Genomic DNA, 10,857 nt, shown 5'->3' with positions numbered 1-10,857 from the left:
GCCACATCATGCTCTGAACATGCGCCCACCTGTGCCTGAAACCTTATTAGAGAAACCTCAATTTAGTGGTGCCGAACGAGGGGGCTAGACAGCGGCTCCGGGCCGGTCAGGTTAGGCAGGCGAAACTTTGAACGGAGACTTTGCGAAGTCTGCTTTCTGCGCGTCGCAGACCTTCGCGAGAATCCAAGCAAAAAGGCCGCATGGAACCCAAGGTTCCTTAGGGAGGCCCTTTGCGGGATTGAGCAACGCAAAGGACCATAACAGCAACGACTACGCCAAAAACTGATTGAATTCACCGCTAGGGCAGACAATCGCGCAGCGCAAAACTATGGGCAAACTACGCAAACTTATCGGGTGCGCGAAGTGTTATGCGCAAACCTACACCTAACTAGAAATCCAAGTTCTCAACACTCAGCGCGTTTTTCTGGATGAACTCCCGCCGCGGTTCGACCACGTCGCCCATCAGTTTGGTAAACAGATCATCCGCCTCGACCATATCATCCACCCGCACCTGCAACAGTGTGCGTGCGTCGGGGTCCAGCGTTGTTTCCCAAAGCTGGTCGGGGTTCATTTCACCCAAACCTTTGTACCGTTGCAGCGACAGGCCCTTTTCGCCTTCTTCCAGAATTGCGCGCAGCAGGTCCAGTGGACCGTGAATCGATTGCATACGGTCCCGGCGGATCAGGGTCGCAGGGGTGTTGTAAACCTCTTGCAGGCTTTGCGTGAAGCTGCCCGTCTTGCGCGCCTCACCCGAGCGCAGCATGGGGCCATCCAGCGTGCGCACTTCTTCGACACCGCGCAGGATGCGGGCCAGCCGAATGCCGTGGTCCTGCGTGATCCGGCCCTGCCACCCGCGTTCATATTCAAGCGCGATCAGGTCCAGACGGGCGGCGACCTTGTCGGCCACGCCTTGCAGGTCGGCATCAACCGCGCCCGGCACAAAGGCCCCGGCAACGGCAGCTTGTTCCAGTATATGGCGCGGGTAGTGGGTCGGGAACGCATCCAGTACACGTTTCAACTGCCGTGCTTCATCGACCACGCGGGTCAGATCCTGGCCGGTGATTTCTTCCCCCGAACCGAGTTTCAGCACCGCGCCCTCAACCCCTTGATTGATCAGATAATCGTCCAGCGCGGCCTGATCCTTCAGGTAAACTTCTGACTTACCACGCGAAACCTTGTATAGCGGCGGCTGCGCGATATAGAGATACCCGCCCTCGATCAGCTCCGGCATCTGCCGATAGAAGAAGGTCAGCAGCAGGGTTCGGATATGCGCGCCGTCCACGTCAGCATCGGTCATGATGACGATCTTGTGGTAGCGCAGCTTTTCGATATTGAACTCATCCCGACCAATGCCGGTACCTAGGGCCATGACGAGGTTGCCGATTTCCTGAGAAGACAGCATCCGGTCGAACCGGGCACGCTCGACGTTCAGGATCTTCCCACGCAAGGGCAGAACGGCCTGAGTCAGACGATCCCGGCCCGTCTGCGCAGAACCGCCAGCCGAGTCCCCCTCGACGAGGAAGACTTCGGTCTTGGACGGATCTTTCTCGGAGCAATCCTTTAGCTTGCCCGCCAGATAGTTCACGTCCATCGCCGTCTTGCGACGGGTCAGTTCGCGGGCCTTGCGAGCAGCCTCGCGCGCCAGAGCAGCCTCGATGATCTTGCCTACGATGGTCTTGGCCTCGTTCGGGTTTTCTTCGAACCACTCGGCCAGCTTTTCGTTCATCAGACTTTCGACCGCCGGGCGTACTTCGGAGCTGACCAGCTTGTCCTTGGTCTGGGACGAGAACTTCGGATCGGGGACTTTCACCGACAACACACAGGTCAGGCCTTCGCGCGCGTCGTCGCCGGTAAAGCTGACCTTTTCCTTCTTGGCGATTCCGCTGGACTGCGCGTAGTTGTTGATCGTCCGGGTCAGCGCGCCCCGGTATCCGGCCACATGTGTCCCGCCATCGCGCTGCGGGATGTTGTTGGTGAAGGGCAGAACCGTCTCGTGGTAACTGTCATTCCACCACATTGCGATTTCGACACCGATATCATCGCGCTCGCCCTTGATATAGATTGGCTCGGGCATCGCAGCAGTTTTCGAACGGTCCAGGTATTTGACGAATTCTTTTACGCCGCCCTCATAGAACAGTTCGGTCTCAAGCCGCTCCGCCGGACGTTCGTCGATCAGGATGATCCGCACGCCCGAGTTCAGGAAGGCCAGTTCGCGCAGGCGCTTTTCCAGCGTCTCGAAGGAATACTCCAGGTTCGAAAACGTATTGGTCGAAGCCAGGAACCGCACCTCTGTCCCGGTGCGGCCACCACACTCGGCCACGACCTTCAGATGCTCGGATGTCTCGCCCCCTTCAAACCGGGCAACATGTTCTTTTCCGTTGCGCCAGACCCGCAGCTCCAGCCAGTCCGACAACGCGTTCACCACCGATACGCCCACGCCGTGCAGACCGCCCGACACCTTGTACGAGTTGCTGTCGAACTTACCGCCCGCGTGCAACTGGGTCATGATGACCTCGGCGGCAGACACGCCTTCTTCGGGGTGGATATCGACCGGAATCCCGCGCCCGTTATCGCTGACCGAAACGCTGGAATCGGCGTGAATTTTTACGGTCACATGGTCGGCATGACCGGCCAGAGCTTCGTCAATTCCATTATCGACAACTTCGTACACCATGTGGTGCAGACCCGAGCCATCATCGGTATCACCGATATACATGCCAGGGCGCTTGCGGACGGCCTCTAAGCCCTTGAGAACCTTAATAGAATCCGCGCCGTATTCTTGTGATGCCTGTGCGTCTTCGGACATGCCGTTAGTACCTATATTATTTTGGTAACTTATACGTTTTCTGGTGGGGAATGTCACGCGATCCCCCCACATTTTGTGGCGGAACTTGGTTTTTTCAGCAGATCAAAGCCGGTCGATATCCGCCGCGATATCCGCCGCGATTTCCAGGGCATTCACATCGCTGCGCTCGGCCGACAAACGCAGCCCCAACAGGTCGGATTGATACCGCGCCGCAAGACGGTCCGGATCACTATCCGCGCCGATTTCTCCGGCCTCCTGCGCGCGGCGAAACAGCGTTGCAAAACACACTTTCATATCCGCCATATGACGGCTCGCCTTTTCGGCCAGTTCGTGATCCTTCGACTGCAACTCGGCGTAGGTTTTGGCCAACATGCAGGCCCTTGCAGGCATCTGGGCAGAATCGATCACGATCCGTGGCTGCGCCTTCAATGCTTCAAGCGGCCCTAATTCCTCGGCCAGCGCCATAAGGCGCGCCACACCATCCTGCGCGTACCGTTCCAACGTCAGCGCATAAAGCGCATCCTTGGACCCAAATGCCGCATAAAAACTGCCCGGTTTGAGGCCCAACTCGCGTTCCAGATCCTTCAGCGACGTCCCGGCCCAGCCCTGACGCCAAAAAATATCCCTGGCCTTCGCGATCAGAGCGTCTCGGTCATATGCGGGTTTGCGGGGCATCTTCTTCACCTATTCTTGAACGCTCGCTCAAATATATACTTGAGTGATCACTCAAGAAAGACTATTTCGGACTCAGTCGCCAGAAAACAGGAGTTCCGACATGGCCAACTTCCCCTCCCACGACTTCGAATCCGCACCAGAAGGATCCAAACCGCTTCTCGAGAAATCCCAGGCCGCGTTTGGCCGCTTGCCCGGCCTGCACAAGGTGATGGCTGAAAGCCCCCAGCATCTGGAAGGTTATCAGGTCCTGCACGGCCTGTTCATGCAGACCGATTTCGACAATGACGAGAAAACCGTCGTCTGGCAGACCATCAATGTTGAAAATGAGTGCCACTACTGTGTGCCCGCTCATACCGGCATCGCGAAGATGATGAAGGTTTCGGATGAGATCACCGAAGCGCTTCGCAACGAAACCCCGCTGCCCAATGCCAAACTCGAAGCACTGCGCACCTTTACCCTGCAAATGATGCAAACCCGCGGCAACGTCACCGAGGCGCAATTGCAAACCTTCTTTGATGCTGGCTACTCACACCGTGCTGTTCTGGACGTGGTACTGGGTCTGGCTCAGAAGACCATGTCGAACTACGTCAATCACATGGCTAAAACACCTGTGGATGAAGTCATGCGCAGCTTCCTTTGGGAACGCAAGGTCAGCGAACCCGCCTAAGGCGTCACGACCGAGCCTTCGTCGCCTTCCGTGACAACCAGCGTCTGGGCCCTCTCACCCAATTCCGCAAACAACTCAGGCCCGGTGCCCGTCATCCAGGCCTGAGCACCAAGCGCGCAGATCTCATCATAAAGCGCGGCCCGTCGGGTGGCATCCAGATGGGCGGCAACTTCATCCAGCAACACGATCGGCGGCGCACCCACCATCCCGGCCAAAGCCCGCGCGTTGGTCAGGATCAGCGAAACCAAAAGCGCCTTCTGCTCGCCGGTTGAACAATCCCTGGCAGGCACGCCCTTGGCCGCATACGCCCCATACAGATCCGACCGATGCGGCCCAACCAAAGTCCGCCCCGCCGCCAAATCGCGAAAGCGGCTTTCATTCAATGCGTAACGCAAGTCTTCCGCCGTCCCGGGCATCGTCCCTTCGGTCTGCACCAGCTCCAGTTCAGCAGACGGAAATGCCGTTTCTGCCTGATCCTGCGCTGCCCGCAGATGGTCCAGCGCCGATAACCGGGCCACATTTATCCGGTGCCCCATCTCCGCCATCTGACCTTCCAGGGCGGCATACCAATGGGCATCCCTCGCCTGCTCCTTCAGCAAGCGATTCCGTTCCCGCATGGATTTTTCGTAGATCAACGATGCCTCGGCATGGCTTGGGTCGAAACTCAGCGCGATCCGGTCCAAGAACCGGCGCCGCCCTTCGGCGCCCTCGATCCACAACCGATCCATCGACGGAATCAGCCAGACCACCCGCGCCAGCTTGCCCAGATCGATCTGACTGGCGGCCTTGTCGTCAATCCGAACCTGCCGCGCCGCACCACCTTCCGACCAGGTCTCAATCTCGTATCGCTGTCCCTGCGCCTGCAACAGCCCGGACAGCTTCCAGCCCAGCGCCTCGGGTCGCCGCGTCATCTCTGCCGCGCTCGCCCGTCGCATTCCACGACCCGGCGAAAACAGTGAAACCGCTTCTAGGATATTGGTCTTGCCGGCCCCGTTCGGTCCATGGATCGCCACGGGCCGCCCATCCAAAGACAAACGCGCCAGTTTGTGGGACCGGAAATGCGAGACCGTAAGTTCGGTCAGGGCCAAAGCCACGACCCCTCCCTTCATTTTTTCAAAATACTCCCGCCGGAGGCATCGCGCGCCAGCGCGATCAGACACGCATCGGCATGACAACGTAGACCGCGCTCTGGTCATTGCCTTCACGCATCAGCGTCGGGTCTCCAGCCGAATTGAACATGAACACCGCATTCTCGCGATCCACCTGAGAAGCGATCTCCAGCAGGTACTTCGCGTTGAACCCGATCTCCAGCCGCTCGTCGCCATAGGCTACGGCCAGTTCTTCCTCGGCCGCACCGCTATCCGGCGCGTTCACCGACAGGACCAGCTTGTCCGCATCCAGCTGCAGCTTTACCGCCCGCGACCGCTCTGATGAAACGGTTGCAACACGGTCCACGGCCTGCGCGAATTCGGCAGCGTCGACTTCCAACTTGCGAGTGTTCCCCTGCGGAATGACACGGGTGTAGTCGGGGAACGTGCCATCGATCACTTTTGAGGTCAGCGTGATATCCGGCGTTGCGAACCGCACCTTGGTTTCACTGACCGAGACGGCGATATCCATCTCGTCATCGTCCAGCAGCTTGCGCAATTCGCCCACGGTCTTGCGCGGCACGATGACGCCCGGCATACCCGCCGCCCCATCCGGCAGGTCGGCGTCAATGCGCGCCAACCTGTGTCCATCGGTGGCCACGCAGCGCAGAACCTTGCCGCCCTCGGACCCATCCGCCACATGCATGTAAACACCGTTCAGGTAGTACCGGGTTTCTTCAGTCGAAATGGCGAATTTGGACTTGTCGAACAACCGGCGCAGCAACGCTGCGGAGGCTGTGAAATTCGACTGGTACTCCGAAGAAGCCATCACCGGAAAATCTTCTTTCGGCAATGTCGCCAGCGAGAAGTTGGATCTCCCGGCCTCAACCGTCAGGCGACCCGCAGCACTGTCAGCCGTCAGCGTGACCAGCGCGCCGTCGGGCAGCTTGCGCACGATCTCGTGCAGGGTCGTTGCCGCCACCGTGGTCGCCCCGGCTTTTTCAACCTGCGCAGGGGCCTTGTCCACCACTTCGATATCCAGATCGGTGGCGCGGAACTGCACTTGGTTGCCTTCAGCCTCGATCAGTACATTGGCCAGGATCGGAATTGTGTTGCGGCGTTCCACAACGGATTGGGCCTGCGAAACGGCCTTGAGAAGGGTGCCGCGTTCGATGCTGATCTTCATACCCTCAATTCCTCTGACTTGCGTGCCGACATGGGCGGGACTGGCACGTTAGCGGTTCCACCCTGAGGCACAAGGATTTTTTATGGTTTTCTGGGTCGGATTGCCCAACACGTCAAGGGCCGCGTGGTTTCCAAAGCACAGTTCCAGGCCAGGCGTGGACAATAGCGCACATGATTACGCCCCGGACCTGGTGAACCGGGGCGTTGATGAAGGGCTTGGGTTGAAATCAGGCTTCCAGAGACCGCCGCAGCATTTCAACGTCTTCCGCGATCTGACCGTCGGTCAGCTTCAACTCTTCGATCCGCTTGACGCCATGCATGACCGTGGTGTGGTCACGCCCGCCAAAGCGGCGGCCGATCTCGGGCAACGAGCGGCTGGTCAGCTGCTTGCACAGATACATCGCAACCTGACGCGGACGCGCGTATGAACGCAGGCGCTTCGGACCGATGATGTCGGACAGGCGGATGTTGTAGTAGTCCGAGACTTTCCTCTGAATCTCTTCAACGGTGATCTTACGCTCGGACGCGCGCAGGACGTCGGCCAGACAATCCTGAGTCAGTTCCATATCGATCTCGCGCCCAACCAGCGAGGCAAACGCAAAGAGACGCGTCAAAGCCCCTTCAAGCACGCGCACATTGGTTGAGATGCGGTGTGCGAGGAATTCCAGAACCCCGTCCGCGATGGTCAGATCCGGATATGTGCTGCTGTACTGCTGAACCTTGTTCTGCAGGATGCCAAGGCGCAATTCGTAGTCGGTGGGGTGCAGGTCCACCACCAATCCGCATTGCAGGCGCGACTTCACTCGATCCTCCAGATCCTTGATTTCACCCGGGGCGCGGTCGGCCGAGATGATGATCTGCTTATTCTGATCCACCAAGGCGTTGAAAGTGTGAAAGAACTCTTCCTGAGTTGAATCCTTGCCCGCGATGAACTGGACATCATCGACCATCAGAACATCAACCGACCGGAAAAGATGTTTGAAATCCATCATCCGGCGCTCGCGCAGAGCCTGTACAAAGCGGTACATGAACTGTTCGGCCGACAGATAGAGCACATTCAACTCAGGGCGCTTGGTTTTTAGCTCCCAGGCGATAGCGTGCATCAGGTGCGTTTTACCCAGCCCGACACCGCCATAAAGGACCAGCGGATTGAAAGTAACCGACCCGCCTTCTGCAACCCGGCGCGCCGCAGCATGGGCCAGTTCGTTGGGCTTGCCGACCACAAAGCTGTCAAACGTGAAGCGGGCATCCAACGGTGCCGCCTGCAGCGAATCCAGGGCACCATTGCCATCATCCTGATAAGATGGTTCGACCCTTTTGGGTTCCGCCACTTCCCGCGCTGCCGTTACGGGTTCCACTGCCGGCCGCGCGGGCGAGTTGGCCGCGACGCGAAAGGCCAGACGCTCTACCGGTTCACCGGAGGTGTTCAGTTCATAGAGAATGAGATCCGCAAAATTCTGACTCACGTAGTTGCCCATGAAATTCGTCGGCACCGAAAACACCGCTACACCGTCCTCCAACTCCTGAAATTCAAGAGGTTCGATCCAGGTGGTGTAGTTGTTCCGGCCAACAACCTTCAGCAACTTGTTACGCAGCAGTCCCCATTTCTCTTGTGTCATTCAGCGCCTCACGCATCCCATTCTTTATAGGCCTTCAGGCCTTTTTTGAATTTGTCCGGATCACCCGGTCTTCTGGGCGTTCACTCACGCAAAAGGCACCCTTGCGCCGAACCAAATAGAACGGCGGTAAGATTTTCTTTTTCTGCGCATCGCTGATACTGCTACGCTCCAACAGCCGGAGCGCGCCCGAAAACCAGGTTACGCATCACCTTCCAATTTTAGACAGGACCGAGCACCTCGGTTTCCCGAGACCCGAAGCAGATCGCCAAACCGGCCAGACCGGTCGCCGACATTCGTCCATGGATCTTCCTGATGCCCGTCAGTCCGATCGCCAGGACAGCCTGTCCCCCCAAGCGAGTGAATCGCTGGAACAGTGGTAACAAGACCGAACGGCCGGCGGCAATGAATCTCTGATATTGACTCAGGAATCCGGCGGAAAGAATCTCTCGGTTTTGTGAAGGCGCGATATATCGGCAACAGCAAAAAGGCGCCGCACATTGCGACGCCTTCTGAAATGGATCAGCCTTGTTTACCTGACGCTAGGTCAGGCACCGGCGTCAGCCCAGTGCTTTTACGCGCGACGACAGGCGCGACATCTTGCGGGCGGCAGTGTTCTTGTGGAAGACACCTTTGGTGACACCGCGCATCAGTTCGGGCTGGGCTGCGCGCAGGGCTGCGGTTGCCGCGTCCTTGTCGCCGGATGCGATTGCTTCTTCAACTTTGCGCAGATAGGTGCGGATGCGCGAACGGCGTGCTTTGTTTACAGCGAAACGCTTTTCGTTCTGACGTGCGCGTTTCTTTGCCTGAGGCGAGTTAGCCATGTGTTTCTGACCTTTGTTCGGTACGGTTATCTAGGGTTGCGCGCCACGGAAACATCCGCACCGGATCAGAAATCACGAGTGTGAGTCGGGCCGAGCGGGCCGCACGCGCATGTATAGCGGCGCTTACTATCCAAGTTGGCGAGGTTTGCCAAGCCGATTCTTTTAATGCGCAAGGCAGGTATGAAAAAGGCGGGCAAAGGCCCGCCTGTTCCGATCTGGTCAGGGCACCGCTTACTTGTCGCGGAACTGCGCCGCGCGTTTTTCAAGAAACGCGGCCATGCCCTCTTTCTGGTCTTCTGTCGCAAACATCGAGTGGAACACGCGCCGTTCAAACAGCATTCCCTCGCTCAGCGGCAACTCATAGCTGCGGTTCACGGCCTCTTTTGCCGCCATCGCCGTCAGTTGCGATTTCTCTGCGATCTTCTGCGCGGCCCCTATCGCCTCTTCGATCAGCTTTTTTGCCGGAACAACACGGCTGACCAGCCCCGAACGCTCGGCCTCTTCCGCATCCATGAAGCGCCCGGTCAGGTTCATGTCCATCGATTTGGACTTGCCGACAAAGCGGGTCAGGCGTTGCGTGCCGCCGATACCGGCGATGACACCCAAATTGATCTCGGGCTGGCCGAACTTGGCAGTATCAGCGGCAATGATGAAATCGCACAGCATCGCCAGTTCACAGCCGCCACCCAACGCATATCCTGCCACCGCAGCAATGATCGGTTTACGAATAGCCGAGACGCGATCATTCGCTTCGCCAAACAGGTTCTGACTGTAGACATCGACAAAGCTCATCTCGGACATCTCTTTGATATCCGCGCCCGCGGCAAAGGCCTTTTCCGAGCCGGTGATGACGATGCAGCGCACCTTGTCGTTTTCATCTGCCTCTTCCAGCGCGGTGTACAGCTCACCCATCAACTGGGTGTTCAGCGCGTTCATCGCGTCCGGTCTGTTGAGCTTGATAAGGGCAACGTGGTCTTCGATTTCGACGATGATCGTCTCAAAAGCCATGGGATGTAAGCTTCCGGTTGTTCCGTTCAAGTACGATTCCTTACCACGCGAAAAACTTGGATCAAGCTATCTTTGGCATTGCGCACAATAGAAGGATGAGCGACCGGACTGGGTGATTCTCCTGATCACGGCGTCACAACCTTCGGTCCGGCAGGGCTCGCCCTCTCGGCCATAGACATCAAAGTTGTGCTGAAAATATCCAAGTTCTCCATCAGCTTGGCGGAAATCCCGCAGCGACGATCCACCCGCCTCAATCGCCTCCTGCAGCACCTGCCGGATAACAGGAACCAGCGCCGCGACCCGCGCCGCAGAAATTTGCCCGGCCCTGCGACGTGGCGACACCCCGGTACGATAAAGCGCCTCGCAGACGTAAATATTGCCGAGCCCGGCAACGATTCCCTGATCCAGCAATGCAGATTTGACCGGTGTGTTCTTTCCGCGAAACGCATCGACCAAGTGTTGCTCGTGAAAATCATTGCCCAGGGGTTCCGGCCCCAGAACCGACAGAAGTTTGTGTTCCTCAGCCGTGGCCGTCGGCAGCAGATCCATTGCCCCGAACCGGCGCGGGTCGTTGAAGGTCACCCGCGCGCCATTGGCCATGTGAAACACGACGTGATCGTGTTTTGCCGGCATCGGATGCTCGTGCACGAACTGCCCAAGCGGATCGCCCGAGACGGTCATCCGCCCGGACATGCCCAGATGGATCAAAAGCGTCTCGCCGCTGCCGAGATCGGCCAGAATGTATTTGGACCGCCGTCGCAGCCGGTCAACCCGCTGGCCCGTCAGTCGCTCGGCCATGCGTTCCGGAAACGGCCAGCGCAGATCCGGTCGGTTCACATCCGCCTTTTCGATCATCACCCCCTCCATTGCAGGGGTCAGGCCGCGTCTTACTGTCTCGACCTCGGGCAATTCCGGCATTACACGGCTCCTAATCCAAAGGGCCGCATTGTGCCCCGGTTCCAGAGCCCTATAACAGAGGCGAAATTCG

At 58.3% G+C, this 10,857-nt stretch carries 9 protein-coding genes; 1 reads left to right on the top strand and 8 read right to left on the bottom strand.

Annotated features, from left to right (window positions below; translation table 11 throughout):
• Positions 1-388 precede the first annotated feature (388 nt).
• Both gyrB and ACR0FE_RS20770 read right to left on the bottom strand, forming a co-directional pair.
• Positions 389-2,806, bottom strand: a complete 2,418-nt coding sequence (gene gyrB, locus ACR0FE_RS20775) for a DNA topoisomerase (ATP-hydrolyzing) subunit B (protein WP_480914990.1) — start codon at positions 2,804-2,806, stop codon at positions 389-391.
• A 102-nt stretch (positions 2,807-2,908) separates the two neighbouring features.
• Positions 2,909-3,481 (bottom strand): TetR/AcrR family transcriptional regulator, encoded by a 573-nt coding sequence (locus tag ACR0FE_RS20770; RefSeq protein WP_480914988.1) that lies wholly within the window; start codon positions 3,479-3,481, stop codon positions 2,909-2,911.
• Positions 3,482-3,581: 100 nt separating this feature from the next.
• On the opposite strand from ACR0FE_RS20770, the gene ACR0FE_RS20765 reads away from it, so the two are divergent.
• Complete coding sequence (locus tag ACR0FE_RS20765) at positions 3,582-4,148, top strand: carboxymuconolactone decarboxylase family protein (protein ID WP_480914986.1); 567 nt, start codon at positions 3,582-3,584, stop codon at positions 4,146-4,148.
• On the opposite strand, the gene recF is transcribed toward ACR0FE_RS20765, so the two are convergent.
• From recF to mutM, 6 genes are all read right to left on the bottom strand, one after another.
• Positions 4,145-5,257, bottom strand: a complete 1,113-nt coding sequence (gene recF, locus ACR0FE_RS20760; RefSeq protein ID WP_480914984.1) for a DNA replication/repair protein RecF — start codon at positions 5,255-5,257, stop codon at positions 4,145-4,147. The two genes, ACR0FE_RS20765 and recF, sit on opposite strands and share 4 nt — an antisense overlap.
• A 43-nt stretch (positions 5,258-5,300) precedes the next feature.
• Positions 5,301-6,422: a DNA polymerase III subunit beta gene (dnaN, locus tag ACR0FE_RS20755; protein ID WP_170615475.1), complete on the bottom strand. Its 1,122-nt coding sequence runs from the start codon at positions 6,420-6,422 to the stop codon at positions 5,301-5,303.
• 226 nt (positions 6,423-6,648) lie between these two features.
• Positions 6,649-8,040 (bottom strand): chromosomal replication initiator protein DnaA, encoded by a 1,392-nt coding sequence (dnaA, locus tag ACR0FE_RS20750; RefSeq protein ID WP_170615477.1) that lies wholly within the window; start codon positions 8,038-8,040, stop codon positions 6,649-6,651.
• Positions 8,041-8,597: 557 nt separating this feature from the next.
• On the bottom strand, positions 8,598-8,861 hold the full coding sequence (rpsT, locus tag ACR0FE_RS20745) for a 30S ribosomal protein S20 (protein ID WP_170575014.1): 264 nt from the start codon (positions 8,859-8,861) through the stop codon (positions 8,598-8,600).
• Between the two features lie 231 nt (positions 8,862-9,092).
• Positions 9,093-9,869 (bottom strand): enoyl-CoA hydratase, encoded by a 777-nt coding sequence (locus ACR0FE_RS20740; protein ID WP_170681949.1) that lies wholly within the window; start codon positions 9,867-9,869, stop codon positions 9,093-9,095.
• A 66-nt stretch (positions 9,870-9,935) separates the two neighbouring features.
• Positions 9,936-10,787 carry a bifunctional DNA-formamidopyrimidine glycosylase/DNA-(apurinic or apyrimidinic site) lyase gene (mutM, locus tag ACR0FE_RS20735; protein ID WP_480914981.1) on the bottom strand — a complete coding sequence of 284 codons (852 nt, stop codon included), beginning with the start codon at positions 10,785-10,787 and terminating at the stop codon, positions 9,936-9,938.
• Positions 10,788-10,857: the final 70 nt, after the last annotated feature.

It is taken from the genome of Ruegeria sp. K7, assembly GCF_056531785.1.
The sequence above is the reverse complement of the archived record's forward strand: the minus strand, read 5'-3'. Positions and strand labels throughout refer to the sequence as shown.

Excerpts from the sequence above, each read along its gene's own strand:
- gyrB (WP_480914990.1), bottom strand. The coding sequence starts at position 2,806 with ATGTCCGAAGACGCACAGGCATCACAAGAATACGGCGCGGATTCTATT.
- ACR0FE_RS20770 (WP_480914988.1), bottom strand. The coding sequence starts at position 3,481 with ATGCCCCGCAAACCCGCATATGACCGAGACGCTCTGATCGCGAAGGCC.
- ACR0FE_RS20765 (WP_480914986.1), top strand. The coding sequence starts at position 3,582 with ATGGCCAACTTCCCCTCCCACGACTTCGAATCCGCACCAGAAGGATCC.
- recF (WP_480914984.1), bottom strand. The coding sequence starts at position 5,257 with ATGAAGGGAGGGGTCGTGGCTTTGGCCCTGACCGAACTTACGGTCTCG.
- dnaN (WP_170615475.1), bottom strand. The coding sequence starts at position 6,422 with ATGAAGATCAGCATCGAACGCGGCACCCTTCTCAAGGCCGTTTCGCAG.
- dnaA (WP_170615477.1), bottom strand. The coding sequence starts at position 8,040 with ATGACACAAGAGAAATGGGGACTGCTGCGTAACAAGTTGCTGAAGGTT.
- rpsT (WP_170575014.1), bottom strand. The coding sequence starts at position 8,861 with ATGGCTAACTCGCCTCAGGCAAAGAAACGCGCACGTCAGAACGAAAAG.
- ACR0FE_RS20740 (WP_170681949.1), bottom strand. The coding sequence starts at position 9,869 with ATGGCTTTTGAGACGATCATCGTCGAAATCGAAGACCACGTTGCCCTT.
- mutM (WP_480914981.1), bottom strand. The coding sequence starts at position 10,787 with ATGCCGGAATTGCCCGAGGTCGAGACAGTAAGACGCGGCCTGACCCCT.